This window comes from Candidatus Omnitrophota bacterium (assembly GCA_023819145.1).
In the GTDB taxonomy this organism is placed as follows: Bacteria; Omnitrophota; Gorgyraeia; order DTHP01; family DTHP01; genus JBFWKV01.
In genome coordinates, this window is sequence record JAMWCW010000001.1 from 148,111 (window position 1) to 165,909 (window position 17,799).

The 17,799-nt window shown below is 36.7% G+C and carries 19 protein-coding genes, 3 tRNA genes and 1 pseudogene; 20 read left to right on the forward strand and 3 right to left on the reverse strand.

The window, feature by feature from the left end:
• A partial coding sequence (locus tag NC818_00535; protein MCM8783257.1) for a non-canonical purine NTP pyrophosphatase occupies positions 1-189 on the forward strand: 189 nt, incomplete at its 5' end.
• Here NC818_00535 and NC818_00540 read toward each other — a convergent pair.
• Complete coding sequence (locus tag NC818_00540) at positions 155-2,017, reverse strand: AsmA family protein (GenBank protein MCM8783258.1); 1,863 nt, start codon at positions 2,015-2,017, stop codon at positions 155-157. The genes NC818_00535 and NC818_00540 overlap by 35 nt on opposite strands.
• 90 nt (positions 2,018-2,107) lie before the next feature.
• Between NC818_00540 and NC818_00545 the strand changes: the two genes are divergently transcribed.
• From NC818_00545 to mscL, 12 genes and pseudogenes are all read left to right on the forward strand, one after another.
• Positions 2,108-3,196 (forward strand): PilT/PilU family type 4a pilus ATPase, encoded by a 1,089-nt coding sequence (locus NC818_00545; GenBank protein MCM8783259.1) that lies wholly within the window; start codon positions 2,108-2,110, stop codon positions 3,194-3,196.
• 79 nt (positions 3,197-3,275) lie between these two features.
• A tRNA-Pro gene (locus NC818_00550) sits at positions 3,276-3,351 on the forward strand.
• A gap of 141 nt (positions 3,352-3,492) precedes the next feature.
• Positions 3,493-3,566: transfer RNA gene (locus NC818_00555), tRNA-Arg, on the forward strand.
• Between the two features lie 35 nt (positions 3,567-3,601).
• Positions 3,602-4,720 carry a DUF748 domain-containing protein gene (locus NC818_00560; protein MCM8783260.1) on the forward strand — a complete coding sequence of 373 codons (1,119 nt, stop codon included), beginning with the start codon at positions 3,602-3,604 and terminating at the stop codon, positions 4,718-4,720.
• 18 nt (positions 4,721-4,738) lie between these two features.
• A tRNA-His gene (locus NC818_00565) sits at positions 4,739-4,816 on the forward strand.
• Between the two features lie 99 nt (positions 4,817-4,915).
• The gene (locus NC818_00570) at positions 4,916-5,722 is read left to right on the forward strand and encodes a PKD domain-containing protein (GenBank protein ID MCM8783261.1); all 807 of its coding nucleotides are present in this window, start codon (positions 4,916-4,918) and stop codon (positions 5,720-5,722) included.
• Positions 5,723-5,774: 52 nt separating this feature from the next.
• Positions 5,775-6,263 carry a hypothetical protein gene (locus tag NC818_00575; protein ID MCM8783262.1) on the forward strand — a complete coding sequence of 163 codons (489 nt, stop codon included), beginning with the start codon at positions 5,775-5,777 and terminating at the stop codon, positions 6,261-6,263.
• A gap of 163 nt (positions 6,264-6,426) precedes the next feature.
• Positions 6,427-6,591 carry a zinc ribbon domain-containing protein gene (locus tag NC818_00580; protein MCM8783263.1) on the forward strand — a complete coding sequence of 55 codons (165 nt, stop codon included), beginning with the start codon at positions 6,427-6,429 and terminating at the stop codon, positions 6,589-6,591.
• On the forward strand, positions 6,588-7,070 hold the full coding sequence (locus tag NC818_00585; protein MCM8783264.1) for a metallophosphoesterase: 483 nt from the start codon (positions 6,588-6,590) through the stop codon (positions 7,068-7,070). Before NC818_00580 ends, NC818_00585 begins: the two co-directional genes overlap by 4 nt.
• 10 nt (positions 7,071-7,080) lie before the next feature.
• Positions 7,081-7,425: an MTH1187 family thiamine-binding protein gene (locus NC818_00590; protein ID MCM8783265.1), complete on the forward strand. Its 345-nt coding sequence runs from the start codon at positions 7,081-7,083 to the stop codon at positions 7,423-7,425.
• Entirely contained in the window at positions 7,400-7,678 is a 279-nt protein-coding gene (locus tag NC818_00595; GenBank protein ID MCM8783266.1) for a GYD domain-containing protein, read from the forward strand. The genes NC818_00590 and NC818_00595 overlap by 26 nt, the downstream gene beginning before the upstream one ends.
• Before the next feature lie 70 nt (positions 7,679-7,748).
• A pseudogene (gene mscL, locus NC818_00600) lies at positions 7,749-8,063 on the forward strand (large-conductance mechanosensitive channel protein MscL).
• A 162-nt stretch (positions 8,064-8,225) separates the two neighbouring features.
• Here mscL and NC818_00605 read toward each other — a convergent pair.
• Together NC818_00605 and NC818_00610 are read right to left on the reverse strand one after the other, a co-directional pair.
• Positions 8,226-9,272: an MFS transporter gene (locus NC818_00605; protein MCM8783267.1), complete on the reverse strand. Its 1,047-nt coding sequence runs from the start codon at positions 9,270-9,272 to the stop codon at positions 8,226-8,228.
• The gene (locus tag NC818_00610; GenBank protein MCM8783268.1) at positions 9,269-9,481 is read right to left on the reverse strand and encodes a hypothetical protein; all 213 of its coding nucleotides are present in this window, start codon (positions 9,479-9,481) and stop codon (positions 9,269-9,271) included. Before NC818_00610 ends, NC818_00605 begins: the two co-directional genes overlap by 4 nt.
• A gap of 30 nt (positions 9,482-9,511) precedes the next feature.
• Here NC818_00610 and NC818_00615 point away from each other — a divergent pair, with 30 nt between their 5' ends.
• From NC818_00615 to pnp, 7 genes are all read left to right on the forward strand, one after another.
• A complete protein-coding gene (locus NC818_00615; protein ID MCM8783269.1) occupies positions 9,512-10,588 on the forward strand; it encodes a DUF763 domain-containing protein in 1,077 nt (358 codons plus the stop codon).
• Positions 10,589-10,730: 142 nt separating this feature from the next.
• A complete protein-coding gene (locus NC818_00620; GenBank protein ID MCM8783270.1) occupies positions 10,731-11,717 on the forward strand; it encodes a hypothetical protein in 987 nt (328 codons plus the stop codon).
• A gap of 101 nt (positions 11,718-11,818) precedes the next feature.
• A complete protein-coding gene (locus NC818_00625) occupies positions 11,819-12,814 on the forward strand; it encodes a hypothetical protein (GenBank protein ID MCM8783271.1) in 996 nt (331 codons plus the stop codon).
• 21 nt (positions 12,815-12,835) lie between these two features.
• Complete coding sequence (locus NC818_00630) at positions 12,836-14,029, forward strand: pyridoxal phosphate-dependent aminotransferase (protein MCM8783272.1); 1,194 nt, start codon at positions 12,836-12,838, stop codon at positions 14,027-14,029.
• A 3-nt stretch (positions 14,030-14,032) separates the two neighbouring features.
• A complete protein-coding gene (locus NC818_00635; GenBank protein MCM8783273.1) occupies positions 14,033-15,292 on the forward strand; it encodes a hypothetical protein in 1,260 nt (419 codons plus the stop codon).
• A 118-nt stretch (positions 15,293-15,410) separates the two neighbouring features.
• On the forward strand, positions 15,411-15,680 hold the full coding sequence (rpsO, locus tag NC818_00640; GenBank protein ID MCM8783274.1) for a 30S ribosomal protein S15: 270 nt from the start codon (positions 15,411-15,413) through the stop codon (positions 15,678-15,680).
• Positions 15,681-15,682: 2 nt separating this feature from the next.
• Entirely contained in the window at positions 15,683-17,797 is a 2,115-nt protein-coding gene (gene pnp, locus NC818_00645; GenBank protein MCM8783275.1) for a polyribonucleotide nucleotidyltransferase, read from the forward strand.
• Positions 17,798-17,799: the final 2 nt, after the last annotated feature.

Below are 17,799 nucleotides of genomic sequence, written 5' to 3' on the forward strand. Positions count from 1 at the left end.
GGAAGCGTCGCAAAAGAAATAAGGGGAGATTACGGATTTGGTTATGACCCTCTTTTTATCCCTAACGGATACAACAAAACTTTTGCGGAATTGGGAGAGGAGATAAAGAACAGAATTAGCCACCGCAGTCGTGCTTTGAAGAAGATGAAAAAGTTTATTGCAGAATATTTTGAAAAATGTTGCCTATAGCAGGCAGGATTTTATACTCTGGATTTTTGATTGTTCCTTTTATATAAACTTCTTTTATTAGGCTTCCTGCTCCTTTTAATAATATATCCTGAAATTTATCCAGAACGCCACTTGTTTCCTTTTCTTCCTGTGGTAATTCCATCCTTAATTTGAGGTCTAAGTTGCCATTTAGATAGATACTCCCTTCGGTTTTAAGGGTTAGGCGCTTACTGATTAACTCTAAATCTTTAGTGGTTATTGCTTGGTTCTTGACTACAAAATTTGCATGTGCCTCTCTAAAGACATTCTTCTCTATGCCGGGAATCTCTATTATCTTGCTCAATTTACTGAAAACAGGTAATTCCCAGAGTAAGCCATCGATTATTTCAAACCATCCTTCTCCATTTAACTCTTTTAATTTCTTTGCTTCTCCTCGACAAGTAAACTCTCCATGCATGATACCGGCCAGATCCTTCCCTAATTTCAAAGAGATTTCATTCAGTTTTTTTAAATCTACTTCATCAATAATCAGATTGGCTACAAAAGGAAGATTTTCTTTAAGAGAAAGGTCTTTGATATCGATTACGAAAGAACCTCCATAACCATTGCTTTTTAATTCCGTATTCAGTATTCCCCTCTCAGTTCTTACACGCAGACTAAAATCTTCAAATATAAATTTATCCATCGTGAGATTTTTAGCCTTAACTTTTATAAGAGAATTAAGCAGGTTTAACCTTTTTAATTCTCCAGAAACATGTGCATCAATTTCTAAAAGAGAGGTTAGATTTAGTTTTTTTGGCTGGATATTTTGTCTTAAAGGAAAGGCTTCCAGATCAGCGGTATCCATAATGCCCTCTAAATATAATTCAACTTGCCCTGTTTTAAGATTTTGAACCTTCCCCTTTAGGTTTAGTTTTGAATGGGGAAGAGTCAGTAATACTTTTTCAATATTTATTTCTTTATTTATATATTCTCCATTGCCCTCTAAGGAAAGTTTATTATCTTCTAATCTAAATTCAAGGCGCGGTTTTGTGGATAAATTAGTTATTTTTCCTGAAAGTTTATAAGGTCTATTGTTGAAAGATATTCTTAAGTTATTTAAATTAAATGTTTCTTCTTTGAATATTGTTTCTCCTTGTGAAATAACAATATTATCTTTTAGTTGAGGAGAAGAAATAATCATATTTCCCGGATTAAATGTTGCTTTTACTATTTCCCATTTGGATTTTGACTTTTTGGTATTTAACGAAACCGCAAAGGAACCAGTTATGGAATGGTTAAATGCTTTGAGGTTAACTTTCTCTACAGGGATATTTGCCTCTATGCTTAAGTCTCCTGCAGGGGACATCTCAAGGCTTATCTCTGTTTCAGCATTGCCTTCCATGATTTCTACAGGCAGATGAGGAAAGAGATACTTGGCAATGGAAAGAGGCAGGTCATAGATGTATAGTTTTGAAGTTAATTTTTTATCCCTTAGTGAATAATTTCCCGATGTCTCAAAACTCACCCCAATTTTTTCCATAGGAGAGGTGGTAATGTTATAGACAAATTCTTTTCTTAAAAACAATGGTAGATAAGCAATTTTTAGATTAAGCTGGGAAAATTTTAGAGGCAATTTTGCAAAGGGAGTATAAATGGTAAAGTTTTCTATGGTAATGCCTCTTAGGAAAGAAGAATAAATCTTTTCTATCGCTGGTTTTTCACCTGTCCATCCTTGAATAGCATTACTTAAGAGAGGTTCTATTTTTTGGGGAATGATGAAATTATTTATGGCGATGTGAGCTAAAATTATACCGATGCCCACAAAAACAATAATAATTGCTACGATAATAAACAGAATTTTTTTCATAAACAATCACATTCTATAACCAAAAGAGAGATTTATCAAGCAAAAATATTATTGCATTAGATTTTTTTCCATGGTATTCTTTATCAGCAAATGGAGATAAAAAATTTATTTAAAATAATGGTTGAGAAAGACGCCTCGGAGATTTTCTTTAAAGTAGGGTATCCTCCTTATTTAAGACTATTGGGGGAAATTACGCTGATAGAATCAGAAAAACCTATAAGTTCTCAAGAGATGGATGATATAATCAAAACCCTGCTTACCCCCGAACAAATAAATATCTTTCGGGAAAGGAAAGAAGTAGATTTTGCCCTGGATTTACCGGACATAGGTCGTTTCCGGGGCATCCTTGCTTTAGACCGTCAACAGCCGTCTTTAGTTTTTCGTAATGTCAGAAGAAAAATTCCTTCCTTTGCTGATTTAGGACTTCCTCCCAAGATATTGGAGAAACTTTCTTTAGAAAGAAGGGGGTTTGTGCTCTTATCTGGTTCTACGGGAAGTGGGAAATCTACGACCATTGCCAGTATGATTGACTATATTAATCAAAATAGAAAAAAGCACATCCTAACCATCGAGGACCCCATTGAATTTTTATTTGAGAATAAGAAGTCGGTGATTACACAAAGAGAAATTGGTGCGGATTGTCTATCCTATATGGATGCTTTGCGCGAAAGCACCTATCAGAGCCCGGATGTGATTTTTATTGGGACTATTCGCGATAGGGATACAATGCATGCGGCAATTATGGCGGCAGAGGCTGGACAGCTTCTTTTAAGCACAATTCACTCTATCAACGCTTCTCAGACTGTGGAACGCATCATTAATTTTTTCCCTCCCCATCAGCATGATGAAATCAGGATGCATCTTTCCCTCTTATTAAAGGGAATAATCTCCCAGCGACTTATTCCCCGTTCTGATATTCAGGGTAGAATTCCTGTTTTAGAGATAATGGTAGGAACACCTACCATTTCTTCCTTGATTCGAGAAAACAAACTCCATCAACTCAATCAATACATTGAGTCCGGTGCATTTTTTGGAATGCAAACTTTCCATCAGTCCTTAGCGCGTTTATATTTTGATAAAAAGATAAGTTTGGATACCGCAAGAGAATTTGCTGACAATCCTAAAGAATTGGAACTTTTCATTCAAGGAATAAAAAAATTAGACGGAACTGTTGAGTAATCTCTTTCCTTTTTGTAATTGACTTAACTATCCTCTCTTGTTAAAATTAATATCAATTTAGTAATTTAACGATTTATTCCGGGGAGTGGCTCAGTTTGGCTTAGAGCGCTTGGTTTGGGACCAAGAGGTCGGCGGTTCAAGTCCGCCCTCCCCGATAAAGAGTATCTTATATTATTTGAGATTTAAAGGATCAGAATTAGCAGTTTATTAGTTCATCAATTTGGTAATAAACTAATGTGCGCCTGTAGCTCTCCACCACAAAACCTTGACGGATTCACTGGAGGAAATAAGTTAATGCGCCTGTAGCTCAATAGGATAGAGCACCTGCCTTCTAAGCAGGGTGTTGGCCGTTCGATTCGGCCCAGGCGCGTGAGAGTTTAGTTAAATAGTTGAATTAGTTAAGGGATGAAAAAGATAAAGAAGATAGTTTTATTTTTTTTAATTACAATCATTATTTTAGGATATTTCTTCTTAAGGTTTAAACTTAGCTCTCTTTTGGCTATTCAACTTTCTAATTATTTGAATCGTCCAGTTAGTATTGGGAGCATAGATTTGAGTTTTCCTCTTTCTCTCTCTGTAAAAAATTTAGTTATTCTGGATAGACCTTCAGAAAAAGAAGAACAGGAATTCTTGAAGGTAGATGTAATAAAGATTACTCCGGCAATAATTCCAATTCTTAAAGGAAAGTTATTTTTATATTCGCTATTAATTGATAATCCACAGTTGAAAATAGTGAGACTAACTAAAGATAAGTTTAACTTTTCTGACCTTATTACTTCTCGAATAAATACTTCCTCTGGGACAAGTCTTCCTCTATTGGTTCTAAAATTTTTAATAAACAACGGAGAGGTAAACTTTATAGACAAGGCTCTTGGAGAAACACCGTTTAATTTTCTTCTTAAGGACATTAATTTTTCCCTAAGCAAACTTGCCTTTCCCTTGACGGATGTTGCTACCGAATTTGTTTTAGAGGCAAAGTTAGGCAGAGAAATTGTGAAAAATTTTGCAGAATTCAGGTCTTCAGGATGGATAAATTTTACGCGCAAGGATATGGAGGCAAAATTTGGTTTAGACAATTTAGATTATTTTAATGTTAAGCCATATTTAGGAGAGGCGATTTCGGGTAAAATTAGCCAGGGAATAATCAATTTTTATGCCGATGCTAATTCTCAGGCGAATGATTTAAGTTTAAAATGTAAAATTGTCCTGGAAAAGATTATCGCGGAGGAGACTGCTTCTAAGATTTTTGGTGTTTCTCTGGATAAAGTTGTTGAAACATTTAAAGATAAAGAAGGTAAAATAAGTTTTGATTTTGACATAAAAACAAAATTTGACCAGCCCAAGATAGATTATGCTAAAATAGGGGAAGGTCTCTGGAAGCAAATAACCAATAGATTGGCAGGTAAGGCACCTCTGCTTATTTTAGAAAAGGTTACTGATAAAACAAAAGAAGGAGTAGAAAAGGTAATAACTGACCCTTTAAAGGCAATAAAGGATAAATTACAAGAACCTGTAAAAGAATAAGACTTTAATAAGACTTTGGCGAGCGTAGCTCAACTTGGTCAGAGCACCTGACTGTGGCTCAGGGCGTTGGGAGTTCAAATCTCCTCGCTCGCCCCAAATGTTTAAGATGAGGTGAGATTTAATTGTTGGTAAAAGCGTTTTTTCTCTCGAAAAAAAATAACCCCTTTTATTAAAAATAGAGAAAGGAGGGAAAGGATGGATAAAAGAAGGGTTTTTCTGGTTGTTTTGTTTTTAGTAACAGTTTCTTTTTTATTTATGCCATTAAGAGTAGGTTTTTGCGCCGAGCAGAAAAAAGTTACTATTCCGCAACAAATCCAAGCTCAGCCATCCCCACAGTCAACCCCACCCCAGGTGCCCACTACTCAAAGGGTTCCTGAAGGACCAAGAGTTCCTATTCAAGATGAACCGACGATTCGTGAATTTAGTATAGAACCTACTACTGTTTTGCCCAATAATAGAATTGTAATTAATTGGCGAGTTGAGTCCGGGATGAGTCGGATTAGCGAAGTGCGTATTTCTTCGCCTTCATTGGGTATTAATTTACGTTCTTCTAATGCATCAGGAAACTATACCTATACCATACCCGGTAGCGTAGGATTGGGCAGATACCAGGTTAGTCTTACTGCTACTAATGAGGCAGGAAGGACTACGGCTCCGCGTTTAATTGATTTAAATGTTGTTGGGGAATTAGGGCTTAGGGTTACACGACTCTGGGCAGAGCCGGAGGAGTTTGCCGATGGTCAGAATGTAGAACTAAATATAGGTTCAAATACTAATAGCGGTGAAGATATAAGAGATTTAATGGTTTTTATATTCCACGAGGGAAGGGAGGTAGCAAGATTAGGACCTATTTGGATTGGCAGAGGGGGGATGATGCATCGTTCTATCCCCAATTTTTCTGCACGGCCCGGAACTTATGTGGTTGAACTGAGGTCAGGAGAAAGGGGGTCGCGTTCGGAATTTAGAACCGAGAGTTTGACACGCTACAAATTTTTGAGGTAAACAGATAGAGAGAATTATAATAGAGAATAATTTTTAGAAAGGAGGTTAAGAAATGAGTAAAGGATTAGGATATTTTTTAGTTTTGATGCTTTTGGTAAATTTGACATCCGCCTTTGCTGAGACCAAGACCGTCACCTTGCCCCAAGGAACAAGAGTAGAGAAATTGGGAAGTGGAAATTTTAAATTTTTACTTCCGGATAAGAAAATTATTGAGGTGAAAAATTTTGACCCCAAAAGCGGTAATATCGGTTATGTTTCTATTATCGACCTCGCCCCGCCTTTAAAACCTAATATTTCAGGCAGTCAGGGTAGATTTATTGGCCAGAAGATACAGGCAGTGCGTATTTCTTCGGGCACTGAATACGTGATTATTGACGATGATATTGCTTGGCTTAAAAAAGGATTAATTCCTAAATCCAGTTATCTAATGATTGACGATGAACCTACCCGGCTTCCCTCGACTATCCAGTTTGAGGTACAGACGCAAGGAATACAAAAACTTTCTCCCCCACTTGATTCGGCGGGGAGTTTGAAGAAGTGAAACTGCATTTTACTAAAGATTAGGTATTAGCAATTGGAATAGAGAAAGAAGTTTGGGCCTAAAATTTCTTTATTCAAAAAGTCTTTGCCTCTTAGAGGAAAAATTTTTATAATTAAAATAAGAGAAAAATTAAATTTTTTTGATTTTTACAGGAGGTGAGCTTATGCCTGTATATGAATTTCAATGTATAAAATGCAGTCAGAACTTTGAAGTAAAATGCTCTTTGGAAGAATACAGGAAAATGAAACCCGCTTGTCCTAAATGTAAAAGTGAAATGGTAGAAAGGAAAATTTCTCTTTTCTATGCCCAGACCGAATCTAAGACATGAAGATAGGAATTATCTCTGATACTCATGATAATCTTGATAACGCAGAGAAAGCCTTAAATTTATTTAAAGAGCAAGGAGTGGATTTCTTTATTCATGCTGGAGACTTTGTCGCCCCTTTTTCTCTTAAGCCATATTTTGAAAAGGGGTTTGATTTTGTAGGTGTTTTTGGTAATAATGATGGAGAAATAATGGGATTGAAAGAAAAATCAAAAGGAAAGATTAAAGAGCCTCCCTTTATTTTTAATCTTGGAGATAAAGAAATTCTTGTAGTTCACGAATTATCTCAAATTAGAAACCTTAACCAACACAATCTTCCTGCGGTGGTTGTTTCAGGGCATACGCATATCGCCGAGATAAAAAAAGAGAAAAACACTCTTTTTATAAATCCGGGAGAAGCAGGGGGGTGGCTTACGGGGAGAGCGACCTGCGCTATCCTTGATCTTGATAAGATGGAAGCAGAAATTATTGAGGTAAAATAGGAGGACACTTATGCCTATAATGGATATAAATATCATACCTATTGGAACGAAGGGAACATCTTTAAGTAAATATGTTGCTTGTGCCGAGAAAGTTTTAATGAGAGAGAAGGATGTTAAGATGCAAATTACGGCGATGGGAACCATAGTGGAATCAAGGTCTTTGAAGAGGCTTTTAGAAATTGCACAAAAGATGCATCGAGCAGTTATTACTTCGGGAGCAAAGCGAGTTTTGACCAAAATAGAGATTGATGAGCGCAGAGATAAGCGAATAAGTATTGAGAGTAAAGTAAAATCAGTTAAAGAAAAGTTTGGGAAGGAGGTGAAGAAGCATGGCAAAATTTCTGATGTTAGGTAAGTATACTTTGGAAGGGATTAAGGGGATTAGTAAAGAGCGCACAAAAAAGGGGGCAGAGTTAATTGAGAAAGCAGGAGGGAAAGTGGAGAAAATGTATGTTCTCTTAGGAAACTACGACCTTGCTTTCTTGGCAGATTTTCCTGATAATACACAAGCGCTTAAGGCTTCGGTTGGACTCACAAAACTGACGGGGATTGGTTTTACTACCTGTCCTGCACTTAGTGTGGAGGAGTTTGATAAGCTGGTAGGATAATAGAGTAAGAAACAAAAAATATCAATTAAACATAAAAATTTAAGCATAAAATTAGGAGGGGGGAGGCAAGATGTCAATCATTAAAGAATTTAAGGAGTTTGCGGTTAAAGGGAATGCTATTGATATGGCAGTAGGTATTATTATTGGTGCTGCTTTTGGTAAAGTGATAACTTCACTGGTTAATGATGTGATTATGCCTCCCATCGGGCTACTCATCGGAGGAGTGGATTTTAAAGATTTGAAATTGGTTCTAAAGCAAGCTGTGCTTGATAAGCCCGAAGTTGCCTTGAATTATGGTAAATTTATCAATACATTGCTTGATTTCTTAATCGTGGCCTTTGCTATTTTTATAATGGTTAAGGCAATTAATACTCTAAAGAAAAAAGCACAAGCAACAAAATAAACTTAAGTCTATAGAATTTATTAGTTAATCAAAGAAGAAGTAGGGCTTTTTATTTCATAATTTTCAAAAAAGCATATATAGGCAGGTTGATACTGCTTAGTATACCTTAAAAGGTCTTAAGAACTTTCTTTAAGTCAGTTACCTTCAAAAGTAGCTGAGAAGGGGTTGTTTTTTTACCTCTCGCACTTCTCTAATTCTTCGAGAAAGTAAAAGCACTACCAGCCAACGTAAAGAACTTGAAACTAGGAAAAGGAGAAGAATTTTATAGCCTCTTAAAGGAGGAAGGTATTTTACTAAGAAACCTCCTAAAAACGCTCCTAGACAGAGAGCTATTCCATTAAAGACATTAAAATAGGCAACGCACCGCGTTCTTTTCTGAGGGGTTACTGCATCAAGAATAAAATTTGTTGCTGAAAGGTTAAATCCCGACCAGGCAAATCCTGATAGTGCTTGGATAAAAAATAGGTAAAGAGGGTTTTGATTAATAATCCAGAGAAAAGGAAGACAGGCAATAAAATGGGAAGTAATCTTTAGAATCCGCACATTCCCTACTTCATCTGCCATCCTCCCCCAACGGTCAACCAAAATGATGGAAAACATTGCTACGGTTGTAACCAAAATGGTATAGGTCAAATAATTAAATTTGAGGTCTCTGAGCATAAATACTGAGAAAAAGGGAGCGGCGATATTCACAGAGAAGTTTAGTCCAGAGACAAAGGTTACAAATTTCAAAAAATTTGACTCCCTGATGCGTCTAATAAAATCTAAGAAACTAAAATATGATTCAGGTCTGTTCCTAAAAGGAGGTTCATACATCCGGATTAAGAAAAACCAAGAGAGCATTCTAAAGATAAATGATAGGCTAAAAATAATAACAAAGCCTTTTAACGGTTTTTGTTTCAAAAAATGCAATATAAATCCGGAAATAAAGGAAGCACTGATTATTATGGTTTGAAAAAGTTTATTTCTTTTACCAAAGAATTTACCCCTTTTTTGCCAAGGAATATATTCAGAGATTAAAGAAGTCCAAGGTGGCCCGGCGAAGGCATTTAAGCTGTTGAGTAGAGCTACAAAAAGAATAAGAAAAAACACGGTATTTTCTTTGAAGATGTAAGGAATAAAGACAAGTGGTATAAACATTAGGGCATGTAAAAGAACAAAGATATTAATAATCTTTTTCCTGCTTTTCATTTTTTCTGTGAAATCCGCGGATTTAGTTGGACTAAAGAAGATGAAAGATTGGATAAGGCGGAGAGAGTTCCTATTTGTTTTACATTTGCTTTCAAAGCCAAGGCATAAGGAGTGATATAATCGGTAGTCAATCCAAACATACAAGAGGCAAAAATCCCATCCCACAAAGAATAACCAATGCTTTTTCTAATTTTATTTTGCTTATTCATATTTTTATATTATAATAAAAAAATAAAAAGATGAAAACGGGGATAGCACACCTGCCTTTGCATTATGGTAAAGCTCCTTCCTGGCTCTTTACCCGAATGAAAGTTCTTGCCCGCGAAATTATTTTAATTATAGTTAAGGAATTTGGGCAAGAGGAGATTTTATTTAAACTATCTGACCCTTTTTGGTTCCAAGCGTTTGGTTGCGTTTTAGGTTTTGACTGGCATTCTTCAGGGTTGACTACCACGGTTTGTGGGGCAATCAAAGAAGGGTTAAGGGATGTTTCCAAAGAGTTGGGAATTTTTGTCTGCGGAGGCAAAGGTGGGGTTGCGCGTAAGACTCCTCAGGAAATAGAGCAGCTTGCGGAGAAAAGATTCATTGAGGTTTCACCCGAACGACTTGTCTATGCCAGCAAGATGTCTGCTAAAGTAGATTCTACTGCTTTGCAGGACGGTTATCAAATTTATCATCACAGTTTTATCTTGACCCGCGACGGCCAATGGTGTGTAATCCAACAGGGAATGAACAAAGATACACGTTGGGCAAGAAGATATCACTGGTTGAGCAAGAATTTGGAGGATTTTGTTTGCGAACCCCATAAGGCGATTTGCTGTGACCAAAGAGGTAGAGTTCTAAATATGGTGGCAAAAGAGAGTTCATCGGCGAGAGCAATGAGTGTTATTTTGTCGCGAGAAAAACCCCAAAAAGTTTTGGAAGAATTTAGGAAAGTTAAAGAATTAAAATTATCCTCAAAGCATCCTTTATCTTTCAGGAATATTCGTCCAGAAAATTTAAGAAAAATTTTACTAAAGACTTATGAAGAAAGACCAGAAAATTTTGAAGAACTTCTCGCCATAGAAGGGGTAGGCCCAAAAACTATTCGTGCTTTAGCGCTTATTTCTGAGTTAATCTATGGTAAGAAGGTTTCTTTTTATGACCCGGTGAATTTTGCCTTTGCGCATGGTGGAAAAGATGGCTATCCTTATCCGGTAAATAGAAGAACATACGATTTATCTATTCAGGTTTTAAAGGATTGTCTTAATCAGGCAAAGATAGGCGAATATGATAAATTGAGAGCATTAAGGAAGTTATCTCTTTTTGTTGTTTAGTAATTTTTTAAATGAGGGTTATTCATTTTTGTTGCAAAATTCTCTTTATTGTTATAAGGTATAGTAGCTAACCTAATATACGCTCATGAGCTTAAAAAAGTTTAAGACGTTTTCTAGAAAAATAGTTTTATTGATTCTTCTATTGTCATTTATTTATTCTGAACGGGCAATTCCTGCGGAAATAAATGATTATTTGGATAAGCTTATTTTTGTTGATTTACAGACTTCTGCGGTAACCATAGAAATGTATAAATATTTGGGATGGGTTGAGGATCGGAACGAATGGGGCAGGGCTTCGCTCAAAGCTATAGGAGATTTAGAAAAAATAAAAGAACATCTTGAGAGTTTAGATTTTCCCGAGGAATTAAATGGACTGAAAAATATGTATGGGATAATTATTGCAAGTCTTAAATCAATCTATACAGGTATTGACCAAAAAGATGAAAGTAAGATTAAATCGGAGTTTAGAACTTTTAATACTCTATATGCCAAATATTCAGAGAACTTAAAGATGTTTAAGGATGTTAAGAAACAAGCGGGGACTTCAATGCCTGTAGAAGAAATTTTGAAATTTATAGATAATGAAGAGGATAAAAACAATTTCCTGCAGGCGGTAAAGTTGATGAAGTCCAGAAAGTATCTGCAGGCTTATAGTATTTTAAATAAATTAAAAGAAAAATATTCAGGGACCGTTTTTGGAGATTGCGTTATGTTGAAAATAACCGATTGTTATCTCCGGGAAGACACCGACATTGAGGTAGTTAATCGCTATAAAGCGACTGAGGATGCTCTTATAGTTTTGAAAACAATTATTAACAAAAATGTCTATTCTCCTATTCTTTATGAGGCATTCTACAAATGGAGAACGATAGAACAGGAGTTTAATCACGGCATGTCTAATATCTCAGATATACCCAATATGGAATATAATGAGCAACGATGGAAAATAGTTCAGGTAATAAAGGCATATCTTAAGGATAATCCACTTGACCGTTGGGCGAAAATACAGATTGACTTGCTTCTCGGTTTACCTAATATAAAACGTGGTGGTGCGATGGGGAATGATAACTTGATACATTGGGGAGTGCTTTACACTGACCTTGCTCAGAGGATAAGCCCTAATTTCTAACCGCTATTTATCTCTCCTGGTGCTTTTAAGATGCGTATTAAAATTTTAGAAGAAAAACTCATTTCTATTTTTAAACAGTTCGATAAAATGGATAAAATCTAATGAGAAAATTCCATTATTCCACTGATAGATATAATCGGTTAGTTATAAAAGCAAAAAACAAAATGTATCCCGTAGAAGGAGAGTTTAAGATTAAGAATAATGAATTAATATTTTTTCCCCATCCCAAATCGCGTTTTACCAAAGAACTTGACTTACCACGGCGAATACAGTTTGAAGGTAGATGGAGATTGGATAAGAATCATAATCTCTGTCTGTTACTTGAGGATACGGATTACCATTATAAAGGAGACATACTTGAGATTAAGGGTAAGATAATTGCGGTTGAAGCCGAAGAACTGATTTTTCAGACCCGCTTTAAAAAAGCTCCAGAAGAAGAAAATATTACTTTACTGCGTTTAGGAGGGAGGTGGCAGGCGGATGAATTTAATCAGTTGCTTTTTTTAGTTACACGGGATTTAGAAGAAGATGTTTTGAAATTTTCTTCTGGTTGGGAGGTAAACGAAAATTATAGCATTATCTACACTTATGAAAAAAGAGATTTACTTACGCGAGAGAAAACCGTAGAATATATAGAATTTAAAGGCTACTGGGAGATTTGTAAGAAGAGGCGCATAAGTTATGTTCTTGATTTTAAAAATAATTCTTTCTTTCAATTTGTGGGGTATTGGAATATTCCCGATGAGCGCGGAAGGGAAGGAGAGATTAAGTGCAGGATAGGGGTGGGAGTAAGAAAGCTCTACCGGGAGAACGTTTTCTCGCTTCTGGGCGAATGGCGGATTAAAGAAAAAAATAAACTTTTATTTGAGATAGAGTATAGAGACAAAGGCTTGCCAGGGATAGTTTTTAAGACAGAAATTAAGAGGCGTGATGATAAGAATTTAGTTTTTGCGCTTAAGAATAAAAATGGCGAGCCCTTGGGAATAGAGTTAAGTTTCGAAATGAGTTTTTTGAAAAAGAATAAGAAATTTTTTCTACGCTTTTTAAGTTCAGATAAAGAAAAACGTTTAGAAGGAGGATTAAGTTCTAACTGGTAGTTGCTTAAAGAAAGGAGAGAGATGAGCATATCAAATAAGGTTAGTCAAATCAGTCCGTCGTTAACCTTAGGGATTACCGCTAAGGTAAAACAGATGCAGAATGAAGGGATAAAGGTAATTGGTTTTGGCGCAGGAGAACCGGATTTTGATACCCCTTTACATATTAAAGAGGAAGCAAAACGTGCCATTGAGCGTGGTTTTACAAAATATACTCCTTCTTCAGGAATAAGAGAATTAAAAGAAGCAATTTGTGCAAAATTTAAAAATGATAATCAATTAGATTTCTCTCCGGAAGAGGTAATCGTTTCCTGTGGAGCAAAACACGTTATTTTTAATGCTATCTTTACTCTTTGTGATGAAGATGATGAAGTAATTTTACCTTCTCCTTACTGGTTGAGTTATCCAGAAATGATTAAGTTAAGCGGTGCAAAGCCAGTGATTGTAGAAACGAAGGCAGAAAATGGTTTTAAAATCACCCCACAGCAGATAGAGAAAGTAATCAATTCTAAAACAAAGCTTTTTATTCTCAATTCTCCCTCTAATCCTACAGGCATGGTTTACAATCGACAGGAATTAGAGGAAATTGCTAAGCTCTTAGTAAAGCATGGTATCTGGTGCATTTCTGATGAGATTTATGAAAAGCTTATCTATGATAACGTAAAACATATCAGCATTGCTTCTTTTGGGGAGAATGTTAAGAAAAAAACATTGGTGGTAAACGGTGTTTCCAAAACTTATGCTATGACCGGGTGGCGCATTGGTTATTGTGCCGGTCCAAAAGAAATCATTCAGGCAATGTCCAATTTACAGGACCATTCTACATCCAATCCTGCTTCCATTTCTCAGATAGCTGCTTTGGAAGCATTGAGAGGAAGTCAGGAGGGTTTAAATAAAATGGTAAACGAATTCAGGAAAAGAAGAGACTGCATGGTAGAAAAGATAAATTCTTTGCCCTTGCTTAAAACAATTAAACCTCAAGGAGCATTCTATTGCTGGGTAGATATTTCGGGTATACTGGGTAAATCTCTTGATAAGAAATTGATTAAGAGTTCTTTGGATTTTACTGAAGTGCTCTTAAATTCAGCTCACGTAGCGGTTGTTCCCGGAGGCGCCTTTGGCGATGAACGATATATTAGGCTTTCTTATGCTACCTCGATGGAGAATATTGTTGAGGGTTTGAAGAGAATTAAAGAATTTTTGGAAGAGAGGATTTAAAAGTTGAAAAGAGAGTTTGTTCTTTTTATTTTTTGGATATTTTTGGTGTTTCTCTTTCTAAACACAAAGAAAGTATACCCATATTTTTTAGAATTTTGGGATAAGGGAAGAGAATGGTTAAATCCCGAAATGCCTTTTTGTAGCGGTGTAGAAGAAAGTGAAGGAGTTCCTGCTAATGTAGGGAATCTGAATAGATTCTTATCTTCTATAGACAACATGGCGGGTCTATCTGGAGAAGATACGGATGGATATCCCATAGGAGATTTACTGCCCAAGGATTATGATTTTTTTTGGGAAGAGATGCGTTTTATAAATGCCCCTGATTATCTACGTATTCCTACCTATGATGGCAGTGGACAGGCAGTACATCCCGATATAGTTTATTTTCCTCAAGGTTGGCAAGGTTATGCTTATTGGATGGTTTTTACTCCCTATCCTTGGAGCAAACGGAGTTTTGAGAATCCATCGATTGTTGCTAGCCACGATGGTTTTTATTGGGAAGTTCCTCCGGGTTTGAAAAATCCTATCGTAGAGAGAGTGAACATGGGTTATCATGCCGACCCAGACCTTATTTACAATCAGGAAACCAATGAATTATGGATTTATTTTATGCGGTTTAAAGACAATAAAAGTTATCTTTTTAGAATCCGTTCTTCCGATGGGATAAATTGGACTCAACCGGAATTGATATTGTGGGAACCCTTCTTTGGCATGCTTTCTCCTTCCATAGTTTATAGAGAAGGAGTTTATCATCTTTGGTATGTAGATTCAGGAAGACAGGGTATTAATGCGAGCCATACCGAGGTTAAATATCGCACCTCTTACGACGGCGTTAATTGGAGCCAGGCAAGTAAAGTAAATATAAATATAGATGGTATTCAAATCTGGCATCTGGAGGTGAATTACATTCTCTCCCAAGGAGAGTTCTGGATGTTTTTTCCCGGCTTTAAAGAAGGCACTTCTGCTGATAGAACAGATTTATATTTTGCGAGAACAAATAATCCTCTTAATTGGACAACGCTACTTTCACCGGTATTGACCAGAGGAACGGGAAAAATTTGGGATAATACAAGAATTTATCAGACAAGTTTTATTTATGATGAAGAAACCCAAGAAATCCATCTTTGGTATTCTGCAGGACAGAAGGTTTGGAAGGTTTTTTATATTATTCCCTATCCCACCTATCAGTGGAGGATTGGTTATACAAGCCTTAAAATTCCTTTAGTCCAAAGAAACATCCCGGATTTGCGAAAGAACTTTTAAGCTTTTTGGTTTATAATTGACAAACTGAAAGAATTAAGATAATATATTAAAATATCTAAAAGAGATGGATTCTTTTTGTTTTTTATGAGTTTAATATCGTGAAAGGAGGAGATAAAAATTGGCACTACTTACCGAACAGAAAAAAAAGATAATTACTGATTTTCGGGTGCATGAGAAAGATACCGGTTCCTGCGAGGTGCAGATTGCTTTACTTACAGAGAGGATAAATCTCTTATCCGAACACCTTAAGACCCATAAAAAAGACCATAGTTCTCGCAGAGGGCTACTAAAGTTGGTGGGGAAAAGAAGAAGATTGCTTGATTATTTAAAGAGGCACGACCGCAGAAGGTACGAGAAAATCATAAAGGTTCTTGACATACGGAAATAAAGATGGAGCCGATACGTTTAGAGACAAAGATTAATGGCAATCCGTTAATTATTGAAACCGGGAAACTTGCAAAACAAGCAGATGGAGCAGTTACAGTGCAGTACGGCGAGACTGTAGTTTTGGTTACGGCAGTTATGTCGCGAGAGATTAAAGAGGGAGCAGATTTTCTTCCCCTTACCGTAGAGTATCAGGAAAAAACATACGCTGCGGGAAAAATTCCCGGAGGATTTTTTAAACGCGAAGGCAGACCGTCCGAGAAAGAAATCCTTACTTCCCGCCTTATTGACCGTCCTATAAGACCTCTTTTTCCCGATGGCCTACGCAATGAAATACAAATTATGGCGATGGTTCTATCAAGCGACATTAGTAACGACCCGGATATTTTAGGCATTATTGGTGCCTCTTCTGCTTTACATATCTCTGATATCCCTTTCTTGGGGCCAGCGGGAGCAGTGCGTGTTGGGCGTTTAAATAACGAGTTTATTATTAATCCCACGTATAGTGAGTTAGAAAATTCTGATTTAGACCTCGTGGTGGCAGGGACCAAAGAGGGAGTGGTGATGTTAGAAGGCACTGCGCGGGAATTGCCAGAAGAATTAGTTCAAGAAGCAATCAATTTTGCTCTCCCAGAGATAATGAAAATAATTGACTTACAAGATAAACTGAGAGATTTATGCGGAAGACAAAAGAGAACTTTGGAGCTGGATAAGATTGACTCTTCTTTGCTGGAAATGGTAAGAGAAAATAGTATTGAGAATTTACGCGAGATTAATATGCTTTCTGACCGAGAAAAACGTATTGAAGCCATTGATTCGCTGGTTAAAGAGATAACTGTTACGCTTTCTAAAATAAACCCCGAATACGATGAAATAAAGGTTAGAAGCGCGTTGGATAAGATAGAAAAAGAAGAAGTTCGCAAAATTATTATTAAAACCAAAAAACGGATTGATGGGAGAGAGTTAACCGATATACGTCCTGTAAAATGTGAAGTAGGGGTTCTTCCGCGTACCCATGGTTCCAGCCTTTTTACGCGTGGACAGACTCAAAGTTTAGCAGTTACTACTTTGGGTACAAGCACGGATGAACAGATGATTGATGCTTTAGAAGGAGAGACCTTTAAGAAATTTATGCTTCATTATAATTTCCCTCCTTTTAGTGTAGGAGAGGTAAGACCAGTAAGGGGCCCGGGAAGAAGAGAAATTGGACACGGTGCCTTGGCGGAGAGGGCGCTTCTTCCGGTTATGCCCAAAGAGGAGGAATTTCCTTATACTGTACGGGTGGTTTCGGATATTTTGGAGTCAAATGGTTCTTCAAGTATGGCTACTGTTTGTGGAGCAAGTCTTTCTCTAATGGATGCGGGTGTTCCCATAAAGAAAGCAGTAAGTGGAATTGCGATGGGTTTAGTAAAGGAAGCTACCGAGGAGATTGTGCTTACCGATATTGCGGGGCTTGAAGACCACTATGGGGATATGGATTTTAAAATAGCAGGCACAGAAGACGGAATAACCGCCATTCAGATGGACTTAAAGATAAATGGTATTGGCGTGGGGTTGATTAGTAAGATATTGTTCCAGGCAAAGCCTGCCCGAATTTTTGTCTTGGGGAAGATGAAAGAGGTGATAGGTAAGCCACGGGAGAAGATATCCAGTTATGCTCCTAAGATTACTACTTTAAAGTTCCCTCCTGATAAAATTGCGCTTATCATTGGTCCGGGTGGAAGAAATATAAGAAAGATTATAGATGAAACAGGGGTGAGCATTGACATAGATGATTACGGCGTGGTTTCAGTTTCAAGTATTGACGAGAATAATCTTAACCGGGCAATTGAAATGATTAATTTTCTTACTCAGGAATTAAAGGTGGGAGAAATTTATAAAGGTAAGATTACTCGTGTAACAAATTTTGGGGCTTTCTGCGAACTTGCTCCCGGTAAAGAAGGATTAATTCATATTTCAGAATTGTCCAATAAGTTTGTAAAAGATGTAACCGACATCGTAAAGGCAGGAGAAGATGTAAGAGTAAAGGTTATTGGGATAGACGAACAGGGCAGAATAAGTCTGAGTATTAAGCAGGCAAGTCCTTTGGATAAAAAAGAAAGCCCTAAAGAAAAAAGCTGATT

Bases quoted from the DNA above. Each gene is read 5' to 3' on its own strand.
- NC818_00590 (MCM8783265.1), top strand. From the start codon at position 7,081: ATGCCTATAATGGATATAAATATCATACCTATTGGAACGAAGGGAACA.
- NC818_00595 (MCM8783266.1), top strand. From the start codon at position 7,400: ATGGCAAAATTTCTGATGTTAGGTAAGTATACTTTGGAAGGGATTAAG.
- NC818_00585 (MCM8783264.1), top strand. From the start codon at position 6,588: ATGAAGATAGGAATTATCTCTGATACTCATGATAATCTTGATAACGCA.
- NC818_00610 (MCM8783268.1), bottom strand. From the start codon at position 9,481: ATGAATAAGCAAAATAAAATTAGAAAAAGCATTGGTTATTCTTTGTGG.
- NC818_00540 (MCM8783258.1), bottom strand. From the start codon at position 2,017: ATGAAAAAAATTCTGTTTATTATCGTAGCAATTATTATTGTTTTTGTG.
- NC818_00625 (MCM8783271.1), top strand. From the start codon at position 11,819: ATGAGAAAATTCCATTATTCCACTGATAGATATAATCGGTTAGTTATA.
- pnp (MCM8783275.1), top strand. From the start codon at position 15,683: ATGGAGCCGATACGTTTAGAGACAAAGATTAATGGCAATCCGTTAATT.
- NC818_00615 (MCM8783269.1), top strand. From the start codon at position 9,512: ATGAAAACGGGGATAGCACACCTGCCTTTGCATTATGGTAAAGCTCCT.
- NC818_00580 (MCM8783263.1), top strand. From the start codon at position 6,427: ATGCCTGTATATGAATTTCAATGTATAAAATGCAGTCAGAACTTTGAA.
- NC818_00560 (MCM8783260.1), top strand. From the start codon at position 3,602: ATGAAAAAGATAAAGAAGATAGTTTTATTTTTTTTAATTACAATCATT.
- NC818_00575 (MCM8783262.1), top strand. From the start codon at position 5,775: ATGAGTAAAGGATTAGGATATTTTTTAGTTTTGATGCTTTTGGTAAAT.
- NC818_00545 (MCM8783259.1), top strand. From the start codon at position 2,108: ATGGAGATAAAAAATTTATTTAAAATAATGGTTGAGAAAGACGCCTCG.
- NC818_00570 (MCM8783261.1), top strand. From the start codon at position 4,916: ATGGATAAAAGAAGGGTTTTTCTGGTTGTTTTGTTTTTAGTAACAGTT.
- NC818_00630 (MCM8783272.1), top strand. From the start codon at position 12,836: ATGAGCATATCAAATAAGGTTAGTCAAATCAGTCCGTCGTTAACCTTA.
- NC818_00605 (MCM8783267.1), bottom strand. From the start codon at position 9,272: ATGAAAAGCAGGAAAAAGATTATTAATATCTTTGTTCTTTTACATGCC.